Genomic DNA, 23,497 nt, shown 5'->3' with positions numbered 1-23,497 from the left:
AAATTTTGCAATTTCAACAAAATCTCGAAATTCTGGGCAATCCAACAAATTCCTTGCGAGGCGCGGGAGGGCATGTTTTGATCGATGTTAGCGACACCGTGACGGCGTGGGCAACGCGCCGCTGATCGCTTGAAATGTATGGGAGGATACCATGAAAGCATTGAAGACTGCCGTCTGCGCGGCAGCCCTTGTTGGCGCGTCCGCATTCAGCGCACTGGCCGACGGGCACTCCAGCACCACGCTTCGCATCCAGACGCACTACGCGCCGGAAACCGTGTCTGGCCAGCTGGCTCAGCAATATTTCGACGACGTCATGGAGATGTCGAACGGCGAGATCACCATCGAGGCGTTCTTCTCCTCGTCGGTCGTGAAATCGGTCGAGACCTTTGACGCGGCTGCGACGGGCATTCTCGACTGCGACATGACGGGCGGCGGCTACCAGACCGGCAAGAACTCCGCGTTCCAGTTTGTGGGCGACATCATGGGTGGCTACGACACGCCTTACCAGCAGCTCTCTTGGCTCTACTTTGGCGGTGGTCGCGAAGCCGCTGCGCCGCTTTACAACAAGTACGGCATGGAGCTGATCGGGTGGTGGGTCTACGGCCAGGAGAGCTTTGCCTCGTCCAAGCCGATCGCGACGGTCGAAGACTTCAAGGACTGGAAATTCCGCTCGCCCCCGGGCATGCAGACCATCATCTTTGAAAAGCTGGGCGCCTCGCCCATCGTGATGGACTTCACCGAGATCTTCACCGCGCTGGAAACCGGCATCATCGACGGCGCGGACGCGTCGGGTCTCGCGAACAACGTTGGCCTTGGTCTTTACGACATCGTGGGCCACGCCAACTTCCCCGGCTTCCACTCGATGCCGTCGGACCACCTGGCGTGCAACAAGGCGGTCTTTGACGCGATGCCTGCGCACCACCAGAAGATCATGAAGGTTGCCATGGAGGCGCTCGCGCTCCGCACCGCTCTGACGTTCGAAAAGGCCAACGCCGAAGCGGCGGCCAAGCTGCGTGAGCAGGGCGTGACGCTGAGCCAGTGGGCGCCGGAAGAGCTGCAGAAGTTCCGCGATGCGGCGCAGTCGGCCTGGGGTGAGTTTGCAGACACGCCCGAAGCCAAGGCGCTTGTTGAAAGCCACCTGGCGTATCTCGGCCAGCTGGGCCTCGTGTCCAACTAAGCCGGACCGGTTCAAAGCGGGCGGCGTCTTTGTGCGCCGCCCGTTTTTGTCTGGTTTTGCAGAAATCTTGCACGCAGTATTGGGGGAGATGAGCCATGCAAGCCTCATCCGGGAGCCTGAAAGAATGGCTCATGCCGTTGGCATTCATCTTTTGCGCAGGCTGGGTGACGTGGCATGTGCCTGCCTTTACCCTCAGCTGGGCGCCGCCGAGTGATCCGTCGCAATACGACAAGCTCTCTGCCCTGTTCAACCGGATCGATGTCACCCCAAACCTCGCAGGTCTCTTTGGCGGCTACGCCGACATCGTCGACTGGCTGGCGCTGATCTGCGTGCCGATCTTCCTTGTCCTCGGGGTCATGACCGTCGAGCGGGCGGCGATGGAGTTCGAAAGCTGGCGCGCGATCGACCGCGTCTCGGTCTTCATGGGGCGGATCACCATGATGCTGGTGGTGCTGCTGACCTCGGTGATGCTCTACGAGGTCGTGCTGCGCTACGTGTTCGAGCGTCCGACGCTCTGGGCGAACGAGCTGTCGCTGTGGCTAGCGGGCTTTGTCTTTATGACGGCCGGTCTCTACGCCATGCAGCAGCGCAGCCATATCCGCATCGTGCTGCTTTATGATGTCGTGCCGCGGTGGTGCCAGCACATCTTTGACGTGATCTCGACGACGCTCATCGTGCTCTTTGCGTTTTTCCTCGTCTACGGCGGCTACGGCGAAGCCTTCGACAAATTCTACCGCTGGGAGACGTTTGGCACCGTCTTTGACCCGCCCATCCCGGCGACCCTCAAGCCGCTCGTGCTGATCATCGTGTCGATGGTGGCGCTGCAGGCGGTGATCAACCTCATCTCCGACTGGAACATGGGGCATGTGGTGCACGGACCCGACGAGCCGGATGCCGACGAAATCGCCAAGCTGCGCGCAGCCGTTGGCGACGCGGGCGTCGGGGATCAGGATGTGGCGCGCACATCCCAGAACACACCGAAGAAGGGATAGGGCCATGGATATCGGAACCATCTCGATCGTCCTGATGCTTGGCCTGATCGTGCTGCTCGCGATCGGCATGCCGCTCGGGTTTGCCTCGGCCTTCATGGCGGTTGCGGTCCTTTTCATGAAGTTCGAGCCTGCGCTGCTCACCGACCTGACGCTGTGGGGCGAGGGGTTTCTGACTGGCAGGCCCGGGAGCGGTCCGCTCAATATCCTGTCGCAGCGCATCTACGGCGACGTGATGACGAGTTACGTGCTGATCTCGATCCCGCTCTTCATCTTTATGGCGGCCCTGCTCGAGCGTTCGGGCATCGCCAAGGAGATGTACTCCTCGCTCAATGTCTGGCTCAACCGGACGCGTGGCGGGATTGCCATCGTCACCTCCATCATGGCGGTGATCATGGCGGCGATGTCTGGGATCATCGGGGGTGAAGTCGTGCTGCTCGGCCTGATCGCGCTGCCGCAGATGCTGCGGCTGGGGTACAACCAGAACCTGGCCATCGGCACGATTTGCGCGTCGGGCTCGCTCGGCACGATGATCCCTCCGTCGATCGTGCTCATCATCTACGGCCTGATCACCGAGACGTCGATCAAGGCGCTCTTCACCGCGTCCTTCATCCCCGGCTTCATGCTGGCGACGTTCATCATCATCTACATCGTCATCCGCACCCGCTTGCGTCCCGAGGATGCCCCCCTGCCCGAGCCGGTCCCGGGTGAGCCGGAGGGCGCGGAAAAAAGCATGCTGTTCCTCGCCTTCCTCAACGTGGTGGCGGCCGGGTTTGCGGTGGCGCTGTTCCTGCGGGCGCTCTTTTTCACCGTCACTGGCCAGAACGCGGTTGTCGAAGGGGTCGATCCGATTGCCCTCGGCACTCCCTCGCACGCCGTGACACTCGGCATCCTGTCGGTTGTGTTCGTCGGTCTGGCGTTTGGCCTTTTCGGCAGGGCGCGGACCGCGCGGGGCTGGTCGCTGGGTAAGGGGCTTGTCCCGCCCATCGTGATCATCGGTGTGGTGATGGGCTCGATCTACGGCGGCATCACCGGCATTACCGAAGCCGCGGGCATGGGCGCAGCTGCCGTGCTGGTGATCGCGATCATGCGGGGTGAAGCCTCCTTCGAGCTCGTGTGGGACAGCCTGATGCGCACGCTGCGCTCCACCGGCACGATCATCTGGGTCACCATCGGCGCGACCGCGCTTGCAGGCGCCTACACCATCGCGGGCGGTCCGACCTTTGTGGCGAGCTTTATCCTCGGCACGGACCTGGCGCCGATGGCGATCATCCTCTTCATGATGCTGATCCTGCTCTTCATGGGCGCGTTCATGGACTGGGTCGGGATTGTGCTGCTGATCATCCCGGTCTTCCTGCCCATCGTGCGCGCGCTCCCGATCGAGGAGATCGGGTTCATCGGCCAGCTCGAGCCGCGGCATGTGGCGATCTGGTTCGGCGTGGTCTTCTGCATGAACATGCAGGTGAGCTTCCTGTCGCCGCCCTTTGGACCGGCCGCCTTCTACCTCAAATCCGTGGCGCCGCCGCACATCTCGCTGACCGACATCTTCAAGGGGTTCCTGCCCTTTATCGGCATCCAGATCTGCGCGCTGTCTGTTCTGCTGATCTGGCCGAACATCGTCACGCTGCTGCTCTGACATGCTGAGCACCGCTGAGATCGAAACCTTCGACCGCCAGGGCTACCTGGTGGTCGAGGACGTGCTCGAACCGGACAGGCTTGCCGCAGTGCACGCCGAATACCGCACGCTGATGGCGGCGCTCTACGCTGCGTGGGTGGCCGAGGGCCGGGTTCCTGCGGACGTGACAGGGTTCTGGGAGCAGCTGCGCACCAGCTACGAGGCCGGCTGCGACTGGTTCCAGGCGCTCGACATCTCCCTGCCGGGGGACCAGATCACGCCGGATACGCCGTTCCACTTTGGCCCGGCGGTCTTTGACATGGTCACGTCGCCCCGCGTGCTCGACCTCGTCGAGGCGCTGATCGGGCCCGAGATCACCTCGAACCCGATCCAGCACCTCCGCATCAAGCCGCCTGCCCCCGCTCTGCGCGAGGCCGAGATCCGCCCCCACGTGACCGCGACCGACTGGCATCAGGACCGCGCCGTTGCCCATGCCGAGGCGGACGACACGCGCATGGTCACCGTCTGGCTCGCCATGACCGACGCAACGACCGACAACGGCTGCCTGCAGGTCCTGCCCCGCGCGGGCGGCATGCTGCCGCATTGCCCCAAGAAACAGACGGCCATCGCCGACGGCTATGTCGACCCGTCTGAAGCTGTGCCGCTCCCGGTCAAAGCCGGAGGCGCGGTGATCTTTCACCCGCTCACCCCGCACGCCTCGCTGCCGAACGGCACGCGCGATTTCCGCTGGTCCTTCGATCTGCGCTACAATGTGACCGGGGCGCCGACCGGGCGCGCGCATTTCCCGGACTTTGTCGCGCGTTCGCAGACGCAGCCCGTCTTGACCGACTGGCGCGCGTGGAAATCCATGTGGGAGGACGCGCGCACCCACCTCAGCACGCAGCCGCATATCGAAATTCACCGCTGGCAAAGCGACGCCCCCGCCTGCGCCTAGGATGGGTGAAATCACCCATCCTACATATCCAGCGCCACCCCCGTAGGATGGGTGTTCACGTTCAAACAAACCCGTAGGATGGGTGCTTGCACCCATCCCCCGACCCAAGAGCCGAACCATGCCCGACACGATCCGCCTTGATGCCGCCGATACCGTGGTGACCGCGATCCGCGCCCTCGAGGCCGGCCACCCGGTCGAGGACACAGCCACAACCGGCCTCATCCCCTCGGGCCACAAAATCGCGACCCGCGCCCATCGCTCAGGTGAGCCGATCCGCAAATACGCCCAGATCATCGGCTATGCCGCGACCGACATCGCGCCCGGCGATCACGTGCACACGCACAATGTGGAATTCCGCAACACCGATGCCGATTACGAATTCGGCACCGACCTGCGCCCCGTCGCCCCCGCCTCCGGCGACACCTTCATGGGCTACCAGCGCGAAAACGGCAAAGTCGGCACGCGCAACTACATTGCCATCGTCACCTCGGTAAACTGCTCGGCCACGGCCGCCCGCCAGATCGCCGCGCACTTCACCGCCGAAAGGCTCGCAGCCTACCCCAATGTCGACGGCGTCGTCGCCTTCGTGCACGGCACCGGATGCGGCATGGCGGGCGACGGTGAAGGCTTCGAAGCGCTCCAGCGCGTCATGTGGGGCTACGCCAAACACCCCAACCACGCCGGCGTGCTGATGGTGGGTCTTGGCTGCGAGATGAACCAGATCGACTGGCTCCTCGACGCCTACGGCCTCAAGCAAGGCCCGCTTTTCCAGACGATGAACATCCAGAACGTCGCCGGCCTGCGCCGCACGATCGAGATGGGGATCGCCAAGGTGGAGGCGATGCTGCCGCTGGCCAACGCCGCCACCCGCACGCCCTGCCCGGCTTCCGCGCTCAAGGTCGCGCTGCAATGCGGCGGCTCGGACGCCTGGTCCGGGATCACCGCCAACCCGGCGCTCGGTTACGCCTGCGACCTCCTGGTCGCGCAAGGCGGCACGGGCGTGCTCGCCGAGACGCCGGAAATCTACGGCGCCGAACACCTCCTCACCCGCCGCGCCGCCACTCCCGAGGTGGGCGAAAAACTCGTCTCCCTCATCCGCTGGTGGGAGGACTACACCGCCCGCAACCGCGGCTCGATGGACAACAACCCCTCCCCCGGCAACAAGGCGGGCGGACTGACAACCATCCTCGAAAAATCGCTCGGCGCAGCAGCCAAAGGCGGCACGACCCCTCTCACCGGCGTCTACAAATACGCCGAAGAGGTGCGCGCGACCGGCTTCACCTTCATGGACAGCCCCGGCTATGACCCCGCCTCGGTCACCGGCCAGATCGCGGGCGGGTGCAACCTTGTGTGCTTCACCACCGGGCGCGGCTCCGCCTTCGGCTCCAAACCCGCCCCCACGATCAAGGTCGCCACCAACACCGAAATGTTCACCCGCATGACCGAAGACATGGACGTGAACGCAGGCGAAATGCTCACGGGCGGCGTCACGCTCGAGGAGAAAGGGCGCGAGCTCTACGACCTCTTCCTCCGCGTGGCGTCCGGCGAGATGTCCAAGTCCGAGGCGCAGGGCCTTGGCGACTACGAGTTCGTGCCCTGGCAGATCGGAGCCACGATGTGAGCACCCTGCGAGGCGGTCTGATCGGCGCGCATATCTCGCGCACCCGGCTGCCGGCAGCACTGGAGATCATGTGCGCCGAGGCCGGATGGTCGTTCGACTGGACGCTGATCGACACGGCCGAGGCGCCCGGGTTCGATTTCACCACCACCGTGGACAAGGCCCGTGCGGAGGGGTGGACCGGAGTGACCGTGACCCACCCGTGGAAAACCCATGCCCGCACAATGGCAGGCGACGGGATGGTGGCCGAGGTTGCGCATCTGGGCGCAGCGAACACGCTTGTGTTCAACGAGAAGATTACCGGATACAACACGGATTACACGGGCTTTTTGGCCGTTATGGGCAGTGGTGCCGTTGGCGATGTCACAGTCATGGGCGCAGGCGGCGTGGCCGAAGCCGTGGTGCCCGCGTTGATGTCTTTGAAACACCCCAATGCACATGTTGGTGTCTATGACACGCAAACTGACCGCGCCGCGGACCTCGCGCGCCGCACCGGCGCGTTGGCGTTTACGCAGGCGCACCTGACCATTCAATGCAACTGGGACCACGGGCTGGTCAACTGTACGCCGCTGGGCATGGCGGATTACCCCGGCAACGCGTTTGACTGGCTCACGCTGACGAACGACCCGCCGAAATGGGCGTTTGACGCTGTCTATACGCCGGTCTGGACCCCGTTCCTGACCGCAGCCCGCGACGCTGGTCTGGAAATCCTGACGGGGTTCGACCTGTTCCGGCACATGGCGATCCGCTCCTTTGCGGCCTACACCGGCCTTGCGGTCGACGCCGAGGCCATCTTCCCGAAACTTGCCGCCTTGGAGCCCCGCTGATGCCCGAAACACTGACCCAAGCGCAGATCGACCAATACAACGAGACCGGATGCATCGTCCTGCCCGAACGTCTTCCGCCTGAGTGGCTGACCCGTTTGCACAATGAAATCAGCCGGTTCGAAGACGAAGCTCGTGCTCTGACCGCCTCCAACGACAGGCTCGATCTCGAGGACAGCCATACGCCCGAGGACCCGCGCCTGCGGCGCATCAAGCTGCCGCACACCATCTCGGATGTCTTCCGCGAGCTCATGTACGACGACCTGATCCTTGCGCCCGCGCGCGATCTGATCGGACCGGACTTGCGGCTGCATACCTCGAAACTCAACATGAAATCAGCGGGTTACGGGGCAGCGGTGGAGTGGCACCAGGACTACGCCTTTTACCCGCACACCAACGACGACATCCTCGCCATCGGAGTTTTGATCGACGACATGGGACCCGAGAATGGCCCGCTGCAAGTCTTTCCCGGCTCGCACAAAGGACCCGTCTACGACCACCATGTCGACGGTGTCTTTGCCGGTGCGATGCTGCCCGAGGACCATGGCCTTGACGTGAAGGACGCCGTGCAACTCGTTGGTCCTGCGGGCTCTTTGTCGATCCACCATGGCCGCGCCTTGCACGGCTCCTCGCTTAACACGTCCACCCGCGCGCGGCGGATCCTGTTCTACGAGATGATGGCCGCCGACGCCTTTCCGATCATGGGGTCGATGACGCGCTGGGACGGGATCGAGGATTACAACACCCGCATGCTCTGCGGCGAGCCGACCATCACGCCTCGGCTCAAGGACATCCCGATCCGCATTCCGCAGCCGCAGCCGGACGTGCCGATCTCGATCTACGAAATTCAAAAAGGCCTGAAGAAACGCGCCTTTGATGTTGTGAAATAAGGAGAATTCCCATGTCGAAACCCACCATCGGCTTTATCGGCCTCGGCCTCATGGGCGCCGCCATGGTCGGACGCCTGCAATCGCTCGGCTATTCATTGACCGTCATCGCCAACCGCTCGCGCGAGGCGGTCGATGCGGCTGTCGCACGTGGCGCGACCGAAGTGACAAGCGCGAAGGCCGTTGCGGAAGCCTCTGATATCACGATGATTTGTGTCGATACGACCGACAACGTCGAGGCGCGGATGCGCGGCCCGGAAGGGGTGATCGCGGGCCTTGCAGCGGGCAAGGTGGTGATCGACTTTGGCACCTCCCTGCCCGGCTCGACGCGGGTTTTGGGAGACGAGGTCGCGGCGACCGGCGCGCAAATGCTCGACTGTCCCATTGGGCGCACGCCGAGTCATGCGGTCGATGGCCTGCTCAATCTGATGTGCTCGGGCGACAAGGCGACCTACGATCAGGTCAAGCCGGTGCTCGATGATCTGGGCGAAAACGTCTTTCACCTTGGCGCGCTCGGCAGCGGGCATACGATCAAGCTCATCAACAACTTTTTCGCGCAGTGCATCGCCAATGGCATGGCCGAAGCCTTTGCCATGGCGGACGTCGCGGGCGTTGATCGCAAGATGATGTATGACGTGATCGCCGCCGGGCCGCTGCACAACGGGATGATGGATTTCATCGCGGCGTATGGCCTTGAGGGGGACGATTCAAAGCTCGCGTTCAGCATTAAGAACGCCGCCAAAGACGTTGGATACTACGCCAAAATGTGTGAGGACGCGGGTTTTGCCTCGGTCATGTCGGAGGCGCCTTTGACGGCGCTGAGATCCGCGATGGAGCAAGGCCGCAGCGAAGAGATGGTGCCGAAGATGGTCGACTTCTTCGCTTCGCGCGCCAAAGGCTGAGCCATGGCGGTCGCCGCGCGCGCGACCTCGGACAATGCGCCGCTCGGGATCGGGATGATCCTGGCGGCGTACCTCTTTTTTGCCTGTATCGACACGTCGGTGAAGTGGCTGACGCTTTCGGGGCTGGCCGCGCTGCAGCTCAGTTTCATGCGCTATCTCGGGCATGGGATCATCTCGACGGCGCTGATCGGGCGCGGCGGTTGGACATGGGAGCGGTTTCAGACGACGCATCTCGGTTGGGTGCTGCTGCGCACGTACCTGCTGGTGGCTTCGACCGCGTTCAATTTTATCGCGCTGACGTATCTGCCGCTGTCGATCACGTCGGCGATCATGTTCTCTGCGCCCGTGATTGTCTGTGTGCTCGCCTGGCCGATGCTCGGGGAGCGGGTCGGGCCGTGGCGTTGGTTCGCGATCTGTCTGGGGTTCGCCGGAGTGCTGATCGTGATCCGGCCGGGTGGCGCGGCGTTTCACTGGGCGATGCTGCTGAGCCTGCACAACGCGGCGGCGCTCGCGCTTTATTCGATCATCACGCGCAAGCTGTCGGGTGTGGTCGCGGCGGAGACGATGCAGGTCTATATGGGCGTGATCGGCACGCTGGTGCTCTTGCCCTTTGCGGTGTGGACCTGGGTTTGGCCGGAGACGTTGCTCGAATGGGCGTTGATGGTGGGTCTGGGCTTTTGGGGCTGGGCGGGGCATGAAGTCTACACCCGCGCGCACAGCTATGCGCCGGCGAATGCGCTGATGCCGTATACGTATTCGTTCATGCTTTATCTGACGCTCGCCGGGGTGGTCGTTTTCGGGCATGTGCCGGATGCGGCGACGCTGGTGGGGGCTGGCGTGATCGTGGTGTCGGGGCTGATCATCTGGAAGCGGCGGCAGGTTGCGGGCGGGTGAGGCGTTGTTTGTTGTTGGAAGTTAACCAGTTTCGGCAGTGTCCACCTTATTAGTAAGGTGGGCACTGCCGCGTTAAGGTTAATGCCGGGAAAGTCTGGCTGAGACTGTAGTGCTAAGAAGGCATGGTGTGGCGGAGGCATCTTGTCGGAGATGACGCTGCTGGTGACGCGGCAAGGTTACTGGTGGCGAGCAAGATACCCCAAGCAACACGTCCTATAGCGGGCGGAAGACAATCCTAAAGCGACCGATTTTTCTTGAAATACGCGGTACTGAATTTCACGCGCCGCCCCAGGGGGGCGGGACGGCGCGGCCTGACAGTTCCTGTCAGGCGGGTGCTTTGAGTTAGGCGAGCGGTTGTTTGGTTGAAGGTCGCCTACTTCACAGCGAAACGCCATTTACCTGCGAGAGGCACCGCAGTCAGGATGTCGGCAATAACCAGTGACCGGGCGTAGCGCTTACGGTCCTTGCCCGACCTCACCCCAGAGCGTAGCCAGCTCCGCGCACGGTGCGCAGCGGATCGTTGCCGCCGTGCTGACAGAGCGCCTTGCGGAGGCGGCCAATGTGCACGTCCACGGTGCGGGTGTCGACGTAAATTTCGCGCCCCCAGACGCGGTCGAGCAGTTGCTCGCGGGACCAGACGCGGCCCGGTTTCTCCATGAAGGTGCTGAGGAGGCGAAATTCGGTCGGGCCCAGCTTGAGCTCGGCGTCGTGGCGCGTGACGCGGTGCGTTTCGGCGTCGAGCACGATGTCCTCGAACTCGAGCCGTTCGCCCACCGTTGCTGGCCGGGTCCGGCGCAGCTGCGCGCGCACGCGGGCCATGAGCTCAACGAGGGAGTACGGCTTGACGACGTAGTCATCTGCGCCAGTCTCGAGACCACGCACCCGGTCGACCTCTTCGGTGCGGGCGGAGATCATAATGACCGGCGTGCCGCGCGTGGCGCTCCGCGACTTGATCTGGCGGCAAATCTCGATCCCCGACACGCCCGGCAGCATCCAGTCGAGCAGGATCAGGTCGGGCGCCTCCTCGTCGATGGTCAGAAGCGCCTCGTCACCGGACGCGGCCTCGATCACGTCGAACCCTTCGGCCTCGAGATTGTAGCTGAGGATCTCGCGCTGCGCGGCCTCGTCCTCGACCACCAGAACGCGCGGTTGCGGGGCTGACATGGCTTAGTCCAACGCGCCTTTGGGGAGCGCCGCCTCGGTCGAGGTCAGGTCCTTTTTCTGCCGGTCCGACGGAGTTTCGCCGCTCTCGAGAAAGATCACCTGCTCGGCGATTGCCGTCACGTGATCGCCCATCCGCTCGATGTTCTTGGCGATGAAATGCAGGTGCATGCAGGCGGTGATGTTGCGTGGGTCTTCCATCATATGCGTCAGGAAGTTGCGGAACATCGCGTTGTACATCTGGTCGATGTCCGCGTCGCGCTCGAGCACGTCCTCGGCCAGCGCCACGTCGCGCTGGATGTAGGCGTCGAGCGCGTCCTTGAGCATCCGTTCGACCTCGCGCGCCATGCGTTTGAGCGATGACGTCGTGCCATTCACGGTCTTGAGCTGCACCAGCACACCGGTGCGCTTGGCCATGTTCTTGCTCAGATCGCCGATGCGTTCGAGGTTCGACGACATCTTCATCACGCTGAGGATGACGCGCAGGTCGATTGCGGTGGGCGCGCGCAGGGCGATGACGCGGGCGGCCTCTTCGTTGATGCGCTCCTCGAGCTCGTCGATGGCGCTGTCGCGCGTGCGGACGGCCTCGGCCAGCTCCTCGTCGCGGGCGGCGAGCGCGGTGGCGGCGTCGGTGATCGACGCCTCGACGAGCCCGCCCATCTTCATGATGTAGGCCTGGATGGCCTCGAGGTCGCGGTCGAAGGCCGAAACGATATGACGGTTTTCCATGAGCCCTGCCCCTACCCGATCCGGCCTGTGATGTAGCTTTCGGTGCGGCTGTCTTCGGGGTTGGTGAAGATCTTGCCGGTCTCACCGTATTCCACGAGGTTGCCGAGGTGGAAGAAGGCCGTGCGCTGGCTGACCCGCGCCGCCTGCTGCATCGAGTGCGTGACGATCACCACCGAATAGCTTTGGCGCAGCTCGTCGATCAGCTCTTCGATCTGGCTGGTTGCGATGGGGTCGAGCGCGGAGCACGGCTCGTCCATGAGCAGCACTTCGGGCTCGGTCGCGATTGCACGCGCGATGCAGAGCCGTTGTTGCTGCCCGCCCGAAAGGCCGGTGCCGGGCGCGGTCAGGCGGTCCTTGACCTCGTCCCAGATCGCCCCGCGGCGGAGCGCCTTTTCCACGATCTCATCGAGCTCGGCCTTGTTCTTGGCCAGGCCATGGATGCGGGGACCGTAGGCGATGTTGTCGTAGATCGACTTGGGGAAGGGGTTGGGTTTCTGGAACACCATCCCGACCTTGGCGCGCAGCTGCACCGGGTCGACGGACGCGTCGTAGATGTCCTCGCCGTCGATGGCGATGTCGCCCTCGATCCGGCAGATGTCGATCGTATCGTTCATCCGGTTGAGGCAGCGCAGGAACGTGGACTTGCCGCAGCCAGAGGGCCCGATAAAGGCCGTCACGGTCTTGTCTTCGATGTCGACGTCCACGTCCTTGATGGCGTGGGTGTCGCCGTAATAGACCTGCACGCCCTTGGCGGAGATTTTGGTATCCGTCACCGCGGTGCCCCTTTCGATCAGTCGCATGTCGTTCATGGCTCTAGCCTCCTTACCAGCGCCGTTCAAACCGGCGGCGCAAGATGATGGCGATGATGTTCATCGTCAGGAGGAACAGCAGCAGGATGATGATGCCGCCCCACGCTTTTTCATAGAAACCCGCGTCGGCCCGGCTCGCCCAGGTGTAGATCTGCGCCGGCATCGCGGAGTTCGGATCGGTGAAGCCGGCCACGAACCCGTCGGGATAGCCGCGCGCCACGAACCCGACCATGCCGATCAGCAAAAGCGGCGCCGTCTCGCCAAGCGCTTGCGCGAGGCCGATGATGGTGCCGGTCAGGATGCCGGGTGCGGCGAGCGGCAGCACGTGGTGGAACACTGCCTGCATCTTGGACGCGCCCAGCCCGAGCGCCGCATCGCGGATCGAGGGCGGAACCGCCTTCAATGACGCCCGCGTCGAGATGATGATCGTCGGCAGCGTCATCAGCGTCAGCACCAGCCCGCCGACCAGCGGCGCCGATTGCGGCAAGTGCATGAACTGGATGAAGACCGCCAGACCGAGGATCCCGAACACGATCGACGGCACGGCGGCGAGGTTCGAGATGTTGACCTCGATCAGATCCGTAAACCGGTTTTGCGGGGCAAACTCCTCGAGGTAGATCGAGGCGGCCACGCCAATCGGCAGGGACAGGATCAGCACCACCAGCATCATAAAGAAGGACCCGATCACCGACGCGCCGATACCCGCGCCGCCGGGGTTGTCCACGCCCGAGTCGGTGCCGGTGATGAAGTTCCAGTTGAACGCCTGCACCATGATCCCGGCCTCGGCGAGCGCGTCTACGAGGTCGAGGTCCGTGCGCATCAGGAACCGGCTGTCCTCCATGTTGTCGCGCGTCACGCGGCCTTTGAAGTAGCCGTCCACACGGGAGGAGGTCGAGAGCTCGAACTCCACTTCTTCCCCGATCTGATCGGGGTTGGCGCGGTAGAATTCGCGCAGTGTGCCGCCGGTCTTGCCCAGGAGGCGCTCGACCACGTCCTCGTCAAAGGCGACCTCGATACCGCGCTCGGTCAGGCGGTTCACGAGGGCCGCGTTGAAGTACCCCTCGTACGCGGCGGTCTTGAAAAGCGTGCCCTCGGCGGTATCGAACTCTTCCTGCGAGAGGACAAAGTCAATCTTGACCACCGTCTGCGTGAACGCGGGCAGGCCCGAGCGCACGATCGAGACGGCGAGGACCACCAGAAAGAACACCCCGATGGCGATGGCGGCCATGCCGTAGTACTTGAACCGCTTTTCGGCGGCGTTGCGCTTGGCGGTGCGGCGGTCGATGGTGTGCAACGAGCCGTGCTTGCGCGCGCCGGCGCCTTCCATGCTGGCATCAGACATCAGTCGTATTGCTCCCGGTATTTGCGCACGATGTGCAGCGCGAGGACGTTGAGGCCGAGGGTCAGCACAAAGAGCGTCATCCCCAGCGCAAAGGCGACAAGCGCCTCGGGGGAGGCAAAGTCGCTGTCCCCCGTCAGCTGGCTCACGATCTTGGCCGTCACGGTGGTCATCGCCTCGAACGGGTTGAGGTCGAGCCGCGCCGCCGCCCCTGCCCCGAGCACGACGATCATCGTCTCGCCGATGGCGCGGGAGGCGGCCAGCAGGATCGCCCCCACGATGCCCGGCAGGGCGGCGGGCAGGATCACCTGCTTGATCGTCTCGGATTTGGTGGCGCCGAGGCCATAGGAGCCGTCGCGCATCGCCTGCGGCACGGCGTTGATGATGTCGTCACTGAGGGACGACACGAAGGGGATCAGCATGATGCCCATCACGAGGCCCGCGGTGATGACGGCCCGGCCACCACCCATCCAGTCGACCCCAAGCGCGCCGTTCGCGCCAAAGACGCTGACGAGGAGCGGCCCGACAGTGAGCAGGGCAAAAAGGCCGTATACGATGGTGGGAATGCCGGCGAGCACTTCGAGCATCGGCTTGGCGACCGCACGCACGCTGGGTGCTGCGTATTCGCTGAGGTAGATCGCGGCAAAGAGCCCGATCGGCACAGCCACGGCCAGCGCCACGATCGAGATGTAGAGCGTCCCCCAAAGAAGCGGGATCACACCCAGCTCCGAAGACCCGCCCCGTCCCGAGAACGACGGCGCCCATTCGGTGCCGAAAAAGAACTCGGCGGCAGGATAGAGGCGGAAGAATTCGACGGTGTTGAACACCAAAGACAGCACGATGCCGATGGTCGTCAAGATCGCAATCGAGGCCGCGCCGATCAAGAGCGCCTTGATCCCACGCTCCACGACGTTGCGTGCGCGAAAGTCGGGCGCTGTCTCGCGCAGCGCGATCAGCGCGCCGGCCAGAGCCACGACCAGCACCAGCGCCGTCATCAGCCAGCCGCCGAGGTTTGCCAGCACGTTATACCGCTGCGCCGCGCTCAGGATCGGTTGGGTCACGTCCGACGTCACGACCTGCCCCGCATCACGCAGCATTTGCGTGACGTCGGCGTCGTCCGTGCGGATGGTCCGCGCCTCTTCGGCGCTCATCACACCGGCGTCCACCGCGCCGCGCAGCCCTTCGGCGGTGCGGGCCACCTCGGCCATCACCAGCCCCCGGCTCGCGCCTTCGGCAATGTTCTCCTGCGGGATCATGCCCGAGACACTGCGGTCGATCACCAAAGGCTGCACCAGCAGCCAGACGATCATCACGCCAAAAGCCGGGACCAGCACCTTGAGGCCCACATTGGCGCCGTAATAGCTGGGCAGCGAGTGCAGATTGCGTCGCGATCCGCCAGCTGCGGAAAGCGCGCGGGACTGGCCCAGCACGTAGCCTGCGGCAGCAATCGCCAGCACGATCACAAAGAGCCAAAAGAGCGGCATCGGACCCCCGGAATTGTCGGTGAAAGAAGTGTGGTGAAAGTACAGCAAAGGACGGCGCCGCAGCGCCGCCCTTCGAGATCACTTATGCGATCAGTTCATGGTCTCTTCGGCAGCCACCATCGCTTGCGTCGCGGCAAGCTCGGGGTCCGACACGAGGCCGTAGGTCGCCAGCGGGCTATCCGGGCCGGCAATCTCGTCCGCCACAAAGAACTGGACGTACTCCTTGAGGCCCGGGATCACGCCGATGTGCGCTTTCTTGACGTAGAAGAAGAGCGGACGCGACACCGGGTATTCACCCGCTGCAATCGTCTCGGTCGAGGGCGCAACGCCGCCCATTGTGGCCACTTTCAGCGTGTCGGTGTTGTTCTCGTAGAACGACAGGCCAAAGACGCCGATGGCGTTTTGGTTGGCATTGATCGAGGCCAGCGTCTCGGTGTAGTCGCCGTCGATGTCGACCGACTTGCCGTCGGTGCGCACTTCGAGGCAGGCGTCTTCGGCGTCGTCCTCGGACATGCCGGCGGCCATCATGGCTTCCATCGCGCCGGTCTCTTCACAGCCGACTGCGATCACCTTCTCTTCGAAGACTTCGCGCGTGCCGTGCTTGGTGCCCGGGATGAAGGCGAGGATTTCGGCGTCCGGCAGATCGGCGTTGAAGTCCGACCACATGGTGTGCGGGTTGTCGACCAGCTCGCCGTCGACCATCACCTTCGGTGCCAGTGCGTTGAAGATGTCCGACTGGGTGAAGGCGGTGAAGGCCGGGCCGTCTTGTTGCGAGGCAAAGACGATGCCGTCATAGCCGATGCGCACTTCGATGATGTCGGTCACGCCATTCTCGGCGCAGGCGGCGATCTCTTTTTCGCGGATCGCGCGGGAGGCGTTCGCGATGTCGGTGTGCTCGGTGCCGACGCCCTGGCAAAAGCGCTTGAGGCCAGCCGAGGAGCCACCCGATTCCACGACCGGTGTCGGGAAGTCGGTGTTGTCGCCGAACGCTTCGGCCACGATGGAGGCATAGGGCAGCACGGTCGACGAGCCGGCGATCTGCACTTGGTCGCGCGCGGAGGCGGCGGTGGCCATGGCAGCCATGGCAAGGGCGGATGCGCTCAGTTTCACAAAGGTCATGAAGTCCTCATAGGTTACAGCCGTCCCCACGACGGCTCTGGCGCCTGACTAGGCGCGCCACGCTATGCTTTTGTGACAGGCTGGTAACAGTTTTATGACAGTCGCAGAAAGCGTGTGCAGAGTGCCTAGACAGGCAGCGAGACAACGAATTTTGTCCCTTCTTTCAATACACTGTCGATCTTGAGCCGTCCCCGGTGGCGGGTGACGATGTGTTTGACGATGGCAAGGCCAAGGCCCGTTCCGCCCACCTCGCGGCCCCTGTGGTCATCGACGCGGTAGAATCGCTCGGTAAGGCGCGGCAGGTGCAGCGGGTCGATGCCCTGCCCTGCGTCCGCGACCGTCAGAGCGACCCCTTTTGCGCGCAGCGCGGGCAGCGTTTTCGGCTCGGTCAAGGAGACCGTGACGGCGGCTCCGCCGTACTTGATCCCGTTCTCCACGAGATTGTCGAGCAGCTGGCTCAGCTGCCCCGCATCGCCCCGCACCGTCACCGGCACGCCCGGCAGATCGAGCGTCAGCGCGACGCCGGCCGCCTCGGCCTTGCCCTCCAGCCGCTCGGCGCAGGTGCGCACCAGACCGCCCAGCTCGACCCTGTCCGTCGGGCGCACGCGCTGGTCTTCCTCCACCCGGCTCAGCGAGAGCAGGTCCGCGATCAGCCGGTTCATCCGGTCCGCCTCGTCCGCCATCCGCCCCAGGAACCGCTCGGCGGCGCGCGGGTCGTCCTTGCCCGGACCCTGCAGTGTTTCGATATAGCCGATCAGCGCGGTCAGCGGCGTGCGCAGCTCGTGGCTGACGTTCGCGACAAAGTCGCGGCGCATCTGGCCGGCGTGCTGCAGCGGCGTGGTGTCCTGAAACGACACGATCACCTGCCGGTCGAGACCGTCCCACAGCGCGTCGACGGTCGCCTCGTACGAGACGTCATGCACCCCGTCGCTGCCGCGAAAGCCGCAGACCTGCCGGGGCTGGCCGCGAAACACCGCCTCGATCGCGCTCAGGATCGCCGGTTGGCGCAGCGCGGTGATAAAGTGCCGCCCGACGATGCTGTCCCCGAGGATTTGCCGCGCGGTGGCGTTGGCGTGGTCAATCCGCTCCCCGCTCCCGATCAACAGCGCCGCGACGGGCAACGCCTCGAGGAGCTGAGGGGCGCGGTCCTCGGCCATGGCCCTAGGCGTCCACCTCGGCGAGCGCCGCGTCGAAGACGGCGCAGAGCGCATCCGCGTCCTCGAGCCCGACGGAGACGCGGAAAAACCCTTCGGGCATGCCAAGCGCTTCGCGCCGTTCCGCTGTCAGCGCCCGGTGCGAGGAGCTGGCCGGATGCGAGAGGGTCGTGCCGACGTCCCCCAGCGTGGGCGCAAAGGCGATCCCTTCGGCGCCGCGCGCCAGCGCGTTCGCCGCGGTGCGACCGCCGGGGATCACAAAGCTCACCATGTTACCGCCCTGCCCGCCCAGGAGATCAGCCGCCCGCGCCGCTTGCGGGTGGCTTTCAAGGCCGGGATAGAGCACCTCTGCAACGCCCCGATGACGGCTGAGGTGACCCGCCAACTGCGCCGCCGTCCGCTGCGCGCGGTCGAGCCGCAATTCGAACGACAGCATCCCGCGCTCCGCGAGCCAGCAATCGAACGGCGACGGCGTCATGCCGGTGGTCACCACAAAGGTCCGCAGCCGCACGTTCACCGCAGGATCCGCGGCACAGACATAGCCCGCCATGACGTCCGAATGGCCCGCCAGCAGCTTGGTGATCGAGTGGATCACGATGTCCGCCCCCAGCCTCAGCGGCTGGATCAGCCCGGGCGTGGTAAAGGTGTTGTCGACCGCAAGCAGGATGCCCCGCGCCTTGCAGAGCGCGGCGATCCCCTTGACGTCCGCCACCCGCAGCGTCGGGTTGGAGACGACCTCGATCAGCACCAGTCTGGTCTCGGGACGCAGCGCGGCCTCCACGGCTGCGGCATCGGTCACATCCGCCAGCGTCGTCGCGATCCCCAGCCGCGGCAGGTCCTCGCCCATCATGCGCAGCGACCGGCCATAGAGCTGGTCGCCTCCGACCACGTGGTCACCCGCGGCCAAAAGCCCCATCAGCACCGCCGAGACCGCCGCCATGCCCGACGCCGTCACGACGCCGCCCGAGGCGCCCTCCATCCGGTCGATGCGCGCGGCGACCACGTCCGCGTTGGGATGGCCCTCCCGGGAATAGGTGTAACCGCTCTCCTGCCCCTCGTATTGCAGGTCGAGCTCATCCGGCGTCGCGGAGGCATAGACCACCGACGGCATCAAGGGCGTGGCAACCGGCGTCGAGAGGCTCGCCGGAGGCACGTCCGGGCGCATCAGCGACGGGCGCTGGTTCGGCTTGCGGCTCATAGCGGCTCGAGCCCGTCGGCAAATCGCGCCGCGTTCTCCTGGTAATGCGCAGCCGAGGCGCGCAGACCCATGATGGCGGCGTCATCGAGCTGGCGCACCACGCGCCCCGGCTGGCCCATCACCAGACTGCCCGGCGGGATCTTCTTGCCCTCGGTCACCAGCGCGCCCGCGCCGATCAGCGAGTTCTCCCCGATCACCGCCCCATTGAGCACCGTCGCCCCCATCCCGATCAGCACGTTGTCCGCAATCGTGCAGCCGTGCAGCATCGCCTTGTGCCCGATCGTGCAGCCCGTGCCGATGGTCAGCGGGTAGCCGATATCGGTGTGCATCACCGTGTTCTCCTGCACATTGGTGCCCGCGCCTATCTCGATCCACTCGTTGTCGCCGCGCAGCACCGCGCCGAACCAGACCGACGTGCCCGCGCCGAGCCGCACCTTTCCGATTACGTGGCAGCCAGGTGCAATCCAAGCGGTGCCGTTCACCTCTGGGCGGTTCCCGTCCAGCGCATAAAGTCCTGATGTCATGTGCGTACCTCGAATTCTTCCTGCAGCCCGCGCACATGCGCCACCAGCCCCGGCTGGCGGTCGCGGCGCAGGCGCTCCGCCTCGATGATGGTCTTCAGCTGCGCCTCGGTCGTGTCGAGCGCTTCGTTCACCAGCACGTAATCGTAAGCGTCCCAGTGGCTGATCTCGTCCCAGCTTTTCTGCATGCGCTTGTCGATGACCTCCGCCCCGTCCTGCGCCCGCCCTTCTAGCCTTGCCCGCAGCTCGGCAATCGACGGCGGCAGCAGGAAAATCGACAGCACGTTGTCCCGGAGCGCCGAGTTGCGGATCTGCTGCGCGCCCTGCCAGTCGATATCGAAAAGCACGTCGCACCCGCTGTCCGTCGCCTCCTTCACCGGACCCAGCGGCGAGCCGTAGAAATTGCCAAAGACATGCGCGTGCTCCAGCATCTGTCCGTCCGTCACCATGCGCCGAAATCCGCCCTCCGAGGTGAAGTGATAGTCCTGCCCGTCGACCTCCCCGGGGCGCGGCGTGCGCGTCGTCGCCGACACAGAAAACCGGATGGTTGGGTCCCAGCTGCGCAACCGGCGCGCGAGCGTCGACTTGCCTGCGCCCGAGGGCGAGGAGAGGATGATCAGCAATCCACGGCGGTCAGGCATGGCGGCTCCGGGCAGGTCACTCGACATTCTGGACCTGTTCGCGCAGCTGGTCGATGGCAACTTTCATCTCAAGGCCAAGCGCCGTCATCGCGCCGTGCTGCGCCTTCGAGCAGAGCGTATTGGCCTCGCGGTTGAACTCCTGGGACAGGAAATCGAGCTTGCGCCCCGCCGGCGTGTCCGAGGCGATCAGCGCGCGCGCCGCCTCCACATGCGCCTCGAGCCGGTCCAGCTCTTCGGCCACGTCCGTCTTGACCGCGAGGAGTGCGATCTCCTGCGCCGCGCGGGCCTCGTCGAGGTCTGCCAGCGCGGCACGGTCGACAGCCGCCAGAAACCCGGCGCGGAGAGCATCGCCGCGGGCCGGCACCAGCGCGCGCGCCTCAGCCGTCAGCGCAGCGATCCGGTCCACGGTCTGCGTCAGCACCTCTGCAAGCGCCGCCCCCTCGCGCGCGCGCGCGTCCAGAAAGTCGCTCAGGATACCTTCGAAATCTTCGAGCAGTGCCGTCTTGAGCGGCGCGGTGTCCAGCTCCGGCGCCGCGCCGATGTCCAGCACGCCGCGCAGGCCGATCAGATCCGCCGCCGTCGCGGGTGCCAGGGTCAGGCCGCGCGCCATCGCCCGGCTCTCGGCCTCGGCGAGCGCGTCCAGCACGGTGTCGAGCGCGCCGGTGTCGAGCGTCAGCGCGCCGGTCTCCCCCTCGCGCGTCACGCGCAGGTTCAGCGTCACCGAGCCACGCGCCATGGCCTGCCCGAGACGCGTACGCAGCGCCGGCTCGAGCCCCGCGATCCAGTCCGGCACACGCAGCCGCAGGTCGAGCCCGCGCCCGTTCACCGAGCGCAGCTCCCAGCTCCAGCGCGCACCGTCCATCGCGCCCGTGCCGGAGGCAAATCCCGTCATCGATCGTGTCACGCGCACCCCCCGCGGTTACCCGCGCCGACCTAATGCCAAACGAGGCACGCGGGCAAGCCTCGGTCCGTTAACCTTGGGCTCACTATTTGGCAGCGGCGGCGGGCTTTGTGGCCTATGTTAAGATTTTGCTAAGGTTTGACGCCCACAAGGCGCGCATCGAGATCACCCCGGCGCTGCCTCTGGAGGGACATCGGAGGCACCGCCGGATGGACAAGTATGGTAGGGGACACAGCATGCTGACCGGTCACAGACCTCTGGAACAGGGGACTGCGCAGATGCGCATGGGCCCTGCAGTTGCAACGCTGCCTTTGCAGCAGATCGAAGCCTACTGGCGTGCGCTGCGCGACGGACGCGATGTGCCGTGGCGCTCGGACGTCGACCCGCGCGGGCTCGAGCCGCACCTTGACGCGGTGTTCCTCGCCGAACGGATCGCGCCCGGCACCGCGCGCCTGCGCATTGCGGGCGCTGGTATCGGCAGGGTCATCGGCCTCGAAGCCCGCGGCCTGCCGCTCAGCGCGCTCTTCCGTGCCGGCGCGCGCAAGGTGCTCTCCGAGGCCATCGAGCGCTGCTGCACCGGCAAGGCACCCCTGCGCCTGACACTCCACACGCCCCTCGGCCATCTGGCGGGCTACATGCTGCTCCTGCCGCTCCGAGACGATGAAGGTCGCATCACCCGCCTCCTCGGCGGCTTGGCACCGGCAACAACCCTGCCAACCTCCCCGACCCGGCTGACCATCGGCGAGATTTTGGAGCTCGGAGGCGCACCGCGCGATCAATCAGCCGACACGGATGCACCGACCCTACGGCCTTCCAAAGTCCCGCACCTACGGATCGTCGGAACGCCTTAGTCGGCCACACGGGCTTTCATGCGCGGCTGAAACAGAGAAGTGCCGCCCCTCCAATGATCGAGCGTCCCCAAGAGTGTCACCGTCGAATTTAGGTATTTTTGAACCAGAGAAGCATGGGACCTGCGCTCGAAAGTCTTGGCGGGTCTCTGCCTTCTTCTGGCTGAAAATATCCAAATACCAACGCTTCAGCTTGTGGTTCCGTTGGCTGCTTGGGCGACCGGGCTCTGCACCGGAAGTTCTCGACCAGGATTCTGGCTGTTACCGAAACGCAAAAGGGCCGCCCATCGCAGGCGGCCCTTCGTTCGAAGCTATTTGTCCCGCGCCCTACCCGGCGGCGCGGAGCGACTGGCGGTAGCTGACCAGCTCTTCGGCCACGAGGAACGCGAGTTCCAGGGACTGCGAGGCGTTGAGGCGCGGGTCGCACGCGGTGTGGTAGCGCGAGGCGAGGTTCTCGTCGGTCACGTCGCGCACGCCGCCGGTGCATTCGGTCACGTCCTGGCCGGTCATCTCGAAATGCACGCCGCCCGGCACGGTGCCCTCGGCGCGGTGGACGGCAAAGAAGTCGCGGACCTCCTGCATGACCGACTGGAAGGGCCGCGTCTTGTAGCCCGAAGCCGATTTGATCGTGTTGCCGTGCATCGCGTCACACGACCAGAGCACGTTGGCCCCCTCTTCCTTGACCGCCTGGATGAGGCGCGGCAGGTGCTCGCCCACCTTGCCCGCGCCAAAGCGCGCGATCAGCGTCAGGCGCCCCTCTTCGTTCTCTGGGTTGAGCTTGGCCATCAGCACCTTGAGGTCGTCGGCGGTCGTGGTCGGCCCACATTTGAGCCCGATCGGATTCAGCACGCCGCGCGCGAATTCGACATGCGCCCCGTCCGGCTGACGCGTGCGGTCGCCGATCCAGATCATGTGGCCCGACCCCGCGAGCCACTTGCCTGACGTGGTGTCCTGGCGGGTCAGCGCCTCTTCATACTCCAGCAGGAGCGACTCGTGGCTCGTGTAAAAGTCCACCGTCTGCAGGCTGTGCGCGGTCTCGGCGGTGACGCCGGCGGCGGTCATGAAATCGAGCGTGTCGCTGATCCGGTGCGCCATGTCGCGGTACTGCGCGGCGCGCTCGCTTTTGGTAAAGCCGAGCGTCCAGGCGTGCACCTGGTGCACGTCCGCGTAGCCGCCCGTCGAAAAGGCGCGCAGAAGGTTCAGCGTCGCCGCCGCCTGGGTGTAGGCCTGCAGCATCTTGGACGGGTCCGGGATGCGCGCCTCGGGCGTGAAGTCCAGCTCGTTGATGATGTCGCCGCGGTAGCTCGGCAGCTCGATCCCGTTCACGGTCTCGGTCGGCGCCGAGCGCGGTTTGGCGAACTGGCCGGCCATGCGCCCGATCTTCACCACCGGCACCTTGGCGCCGTAGGTCAGCACGATGGCCATCTGCAGCATGACCTTAAACGTGTCGCGGATCGCGTCGGCGCTGAACTGCTGGAAGCTCTCGGCGCAATCGCCGCCCTGCAGCACAAACGCCTCCCCGCGCGAGGCGGCGGCCAGCTGCGCCTTGAGGCGGCGCGCCTCGCCGGCAAAGACAAGCGGCGGATACTGCGCCAGCTGACCTTCGACAGCCTCCAAAGCGCCCGAATCCGTGTATTCGGGCATCTGAACCCTGGGCTTTTTGCGCCAGTCGGTTTTCTGCCACGTGCTCATCGCGATATCTCCCGTATGCGAAGGTGTCCAGAGCGCAGCT

22 protein-coding genes are annotated in these 23,497 nt (G+C 65.0%); 10 read left to right on the top strand and 12 right to left on the bottom strand.

Features of this window, described 5'->3' with window-relative positions; translation table 11 throughout:
* Positions 1-151: 151 nt before the first annotated feature.
* The 9 genes from ACU0B3_RS03325 to ACU0B3_RS03285 all read left to right on the top strand — a co-directional run bounded on the left by ACU0B3_RS03325 (position 152) and on the right by ACU0B3_RS03285 (position 9,861).
* Positions 152-1,177 (top strand): TRAP transporter substrate-binding protein, encoded by a 1,026-nt coding sequence (locus tag ACU0B3_RS03325; RefSeq protein ID WP_446259386.1) that lies wholly within the window; start codon positions 152-154, stop codon positions 1,175-1,177.
* Positions 1,178-1,308: 131 nt separating this feature from the next.
* Complete coding sequence (locus ACU0B3_RS03320) at positions 1,309-2,169, top strand: TRAP transporter small permease subunit (protein ID WP_446259385.1); 861 nt, start codon at positions 1,309-1,311, stop codon at positions 2,167-2,169.
* 4 nt (positions 2,170-2,173) lie between these two features.
* A complete protein-coding gene (locus ACU0B3_RS03315; protein ID WP_446259384.1) occupies positions 2,174-3,802 on the top strand; it encodes a TRAP transporter large permease in 1,629 nt (542 codons plus the stop codon).
* 1 nt (position 3,803) lies between these two features.
* Positions 3,804-4,736 carry a phytanoyl-CoA dioxygenase family protein gene (locus ACU0B3_RS03310; RefSeq protein ID WP_446259383.1) on the top strand — a complete coding sequence of 311 codons (933 nt, stop codon included), beginning with the start codon at positions 3,804-3,806 and terminating at the stop codon, positions 4,734-4,736.
* A 118-nt stretch (positions 4,737-4,854) separates the two neighbouring features.
* On the top strand, positions 4,855-6,357 hold the full coding sequence (locus tag ACU0B3_RS03305) for a UxaA family hydrolase (RefSeq protein WP_446259382.1): 1,503 nt from the start codon (positions 4,855-4,857) through the stop codon (positions 6,355-6,357).
* Entirely contained in the window at positions 6,354-7,181 is an 828-nt protein-coding gene (locus ACU0B3_RS03300) for a shikimate dehydrogenase family protein (RefSeq protein ID WP_446259381.1), read from the top strand. The genes ACU0B3_RS03305 and ACU0B3_RS03300 overlap by 4 nt, the downstream gene beginning before the upstream one ends.
* Complete coding sequence (locus ACU0B3_RS03295) at positions 7,181-8,068, top strand: phytanoyl-CoA dioxygenase family protein (RefSeq protein WP_446259380.1); 888 nt, start codon at positions 7,181-7,183, stop codon at positions 8,066-8,068. The genes ACU0B3_RS03300 and ACU0B3_RS03295 overlap by 1 nt, the downstream gene beginning before the upstream one ends.
* An 11-nt stretch (positions 8,069-8,079) precedes the next feature.
* On the top strand, positions 8,080-8,967 hold the full coding sequence (locus ACU0B3_RS03290) for an NAD(P)-dependent oxidoreductase (protein WP_446259379.1): 888 nt from the start codon (positions 8,080-8,082) through the stop codon (positions 8,965-8,967).
* A 3-nt stretch (positions 8,968-8,970) separates the two neighbouring features.
* Positions 8,971-9,861: a DMT family transporter gene (locus ACU0B3_RS03285; protein WP_446259378.1), complete on the top strand. Its 891-nt coding sequence runs from the start codon at positions 8,971-8,973 to the stop codon at positions 9,859-9,861.
* 474 nt (positions 9,862-10,335) lie between these two features.
* Here the strand turns inward: ACU0B3_RS03285 and phoB are convergent, their stop codons facing one another.
* From phoB to ACU0B3_RS03230, 11 genes are all read right to left on the bottom strand, one after another.
* Positions 10,336-11,025, bottom strand: a complete 690-nt coding sequence (gene phoB, locus ACU0B3_RS03280) for a phosphate regulon transcriptional regulator PhoB (RefSeq protein WP_446259377.1) — start codon at positions 11,023-11,025, stop codon at positions 10,336-10,338.
* A gap of 3 nt (positions 11,026-11,028) precedes the next feature.
* The gene (gene phoU, locus ACU0B3_RS03275) at positions 11,029-11,751 is read right to left on the bottom strand and encodes a phosphate signaling complex protein PhoU (RefSeq protein ID WP_446259376.1); all 723 of its coding nucleotides are present in this window, start codon (positions 11,749-11,751) and stop codon (positions 11,029-11,031) included.
* Positions 11,752-11,762: 11 nt separating this feature from the next.
* Positions 11,763-12,560 (bottom strand): phosphate ABC transporter ATP-binding protein PstB, encoded by a 798-nt coding sequence (gene pstB / locus ACU0B3_RS03270; RefSeq protein ID WP_446259375.1) that lies wholly within the window; start codon positions 12,558-12,560, stop codon positions 11,763-11,765.
* 13 nt (positions 12,561-12,573) lie between these two features.
* Complete coding sequence (gene pstA, locus ACU0B3_RS03265; protein WP_446259374.1) at positions 12,574-13,902, bottom strand: phosphate ABC transporter permease PstA; 1,329 nt, start codon at positions 13,900-13,902, stop codon at positions 12,574-12,576.
* Positions 13,902-15,383, bottom strand: coding sequence for a phosphate ABC transporter permease subunit PstC (pstC, locus tag ACU0B3_RS03260; protein WP_446259373.1), 1,482 nt, complete (start codon positions 15,381-15,383; stop codon positions 13,902-13,904). The genes pstA and pstC overlap by 1 nt, the downstream gene beginning before the upstream one ends.
* A gap of 90 nt (positions 15,384-15,473) precedes the next feature.
* Complete coding sequence (locus tag ACU0B3_RS03255) at positions 15,474-16,502, bottom strand: substrate-binding domain-containing protein (RefSeq protein WP_446259372.1); 1,029 nt, start codon at positions 16,500-16,502, stop codon at positions 15,474-15,476.
* Between the two features lie 125 nt (positions 16,503-16,627).
* Positions 16,628-17,659, bottom strand: a complete 1,032-nt coding sequence (locus tag ACU0B3_RS03250; protein ID WP_446259371.1) for an ATP-binding protein — start codon at positions 17,657-17,659, stop codon at positions 16,628-16,630.
* A 4-nt stretch (positions 17,660-17,663) separates the two neighbouring features.
* Entirely contained in the window at positions 17,664-18,854 is a 1,191-nt protein-coding gene (locus ACU0B3_RS03245) for a trans-sulfuration enzyme family protein (RefSeq protein WP_446259370.1), read from the bottom strand.
* Entirely contained in the window at positions 18,851-19,378 is a 528-nt protein-coding gene (locus tag ACU0B3_RS03240; protein ID WP_446259369.1) for a gamma carbonic anhydrase family protein, read from the bottom strand. The genes ACU0B3_RS03245 and ACU0B3_RS03240 overlap by 4 nt, the downstream gene beginning before the upstream one ends.
* On the bottom strand, positions 19,375-20,016 hold the full coding sequence (gene gmk, locus ACU0B3_RS03235) for a guanylate kinase (RefSeq protein WP_446259368.1): 642 nt from the start codon (positions 20,014-20,016) through the stop codon (positions 19,375-19,377). The genes ACU0B3_RS03240 and gmk overlap by 4 nt, the downstream gene beginning before the upstream one ends.
* Positions 20,017-20,032: 16 nt before the next feature.
* Positions 20,033-20,920, bottom strand: coding sequence for a YicC/YloC family endoribonuclease (locus ACU0B3_RS03230; RefSeq protein WP_446259367.1), 888 nt, complete (start codon positions 20,918-20,920; stop codon positions 20,033-20,035).
* Positions 20,921-21,201: 281 nt separating this feature from the next.
* Here ACU0B3_RS03230 and ACU0B3_RS03225 point away from each other — a divergent pair, with 281 nt between their 5' ends.
* A complete protein-coding gene (locus tag ACU0B3_RS03225; RefSeq protein ID WP_446259366.1) occupies positions 21,202-21,768 on the top strand; it encodes a PAS domain-containing protein in 567 nt (188 codons plus the stop codon).
* A gap of 324 nt (positions 21,769-22,092) precedes the next feature.
* On the opposite strand, the gene ACU0B3_RS03220 is transcribed toward ACU0B3_RS03225, so the two are convergent.
* Positions 22,093-23,457, bottom strand: a complete 1,365-nt coding sequence (locus ACU0B3_RS03220) for a class II 3-deoxy-7-phosphoheptulonate synthase (RefSeq protein ID WP_446259365.1) — start codon at positions 23,455-23,457, stop codon at positions 22,093-22,095.
* Positions 23,458-23,497: the final 40 nt, after the last annotated feature.

This window comes from Pseudaestuariivita sp. (assembly GCF_052825805.1).
Note: the sequence above shows the minus strand (reverse complement) of the source record. Positions and strands in the feature narration are given on the sequence as shown.

What these genes read in the sequence shown, in the direction of transcription:
- ACU0B3_RS03220 (WP_446259365.1), bottom strand. Translation starts at nt 23,457, where the DNA reads ATGAGCACGTGGCAGAAAACCGACTGGCGCAAAAAGCCCAGGGTTCAG.
- ACU0B3_RS03250 (WP_446259371.1), bottom strand. Translation starts at nt 17,659, where the DNA reads ATGGCCGAGGACCGCGCCCCTCAGCTCCTCGAGGCGTTGCCCGTCGCG.
- pstC (WP_446259373.1), bottom strand. Translation starts at nt 15,383, where the DNA reads ATGCCGCTCTTTTGGCTCTTTGTGATCGTGCTGGCGATTGCTGCCGCA.
- ACU0B3_RS03255 (WP_446259372.1), bottom strand. Translation starts at nt 16,502, where the DNA reads ATGACCTTTGTGAAACTGAGCGCATCCGCCCTTGCCATGGCTGCCATG.
- ACU0B3_RS03315 (WP_446259384.1), top strand. Translation starts at nt 2,174, where the DNA reads ATGGATATCGGAACCATCTCGATCGTCCTGATGCTTGGCCTGATCGTG.
- ACU0B3_RS03295 (WP_446259380.1), top strand. Translation starts at nt 7,181, where the DNA reads ATGCCCGAAACACTGACCCAAGCGCAGATCGACCAATACAACGAGACC.
- ACU0B3_RS03225 (WP_446259366.1), top strand. Translation starts at nt 21,202, where the DNA reads ATGGGCCCTGCAGTTGCAACGCTGCCTTTGCAGCAGATCGAAGCCTAC.
- ACU0B3_RS03320 (WP_446259385.1), top strand. Translation starts at nt 1,309, where the DNA reads ATGCCGTTGGCATTCATCTTTTGCGCAGGCTGGGTGACGTGGCATGTG.
- phoB (WP_446259377.1), bottom strand. Translation starts at nt 11,025, where the DNA reads ATGTCAGCCCCGCAACCGCGCGTTCTGGTGGTCGAGGACGAGGCCGCG.
- ACU0B3_RS03285 (WP_446259378.1), top strand. Translation starts at nt 8,971, where the DNA reads ATGGCGGTCGCCGCGCGCGCGACCTCGGACAATGCGCCGCTCGGGATC.
- phoU (WP_446259376.1), bottom strand. Translation starts at nt 11,751, where the DNA reads ATGGAAAACCGTCATATCGTTTCGGCCTTCGACCGCGACCTCGAGGCC.
- ACU0B3_RS03325 (WP_446259386.1), top strand. Translation starts at nt 152, where the DNA reads ATGAAAGCATTGAAGACTGCCGTCTGCGCGGCAGCCCTTGTTGGCGCG.
- ACU0B3_RS03290 (WP_446259379.1), top strand. Translation starts at nt 8,080, where the DNA reads ATGTCGAAACCCACCATCGGCTTTATCGGCCTCGGCCTCATGGGCGCC.
- pstB (WP_446259375.1), bottom strand. Translation starts at nt 12,560, where the DNA reads ATGAACGACATGCGACTGATCGAAAGGGGCACCGCGGTGACGGATACC.
- pstA (WP_446259374.1), bottom strand. Translation starts at nt 13,902, where the DNA reads ATGTCTGATGCCAGCATGGAAGGCGCCGGCGCGCGCAAGCACGGCTCG.
- ACU0B3_RS03305 (WP_446259382.1), top strand. Translation starts at nt 4,855, where the DNA reads ATGCCCGACACGATCCGCCTTGATGCCGCCGATACCGTGGTGACCGCG.
- ACU0B3_RS03245 (WP_446259370.1), bottom strand. Translation starts at nt 18,854, where the DNA reads ATGAGCCGCAAGCCGAACCAGCGCCCGTCGCTGATGCGCCCGGACGTG.
- ACU0B3_RS03310 (WP_446259383.1), top strand. Translation starts at nt 3,804, where the DNA reads ATGCTGAGCACCGCTGAGATCGAAACCTTCGACCGCCAGGGCTACCTG.
- gmk (WP_446259368.1), bottom strand. Translation starts at nt 20,016, where the DNA reads ATGCCTGACCGCCGTGGATTGCTGATCATCCTCTCCTCGCCCTCGGGC.
- ACU0B3_RS03240 (WP_446259369.1), bottom strand. Translation starts at nt 19,378, where the DNA reads ATGACATCAGGACTTTATGCGCTGGACGGGAACCGCCCAGAGGTGAAC.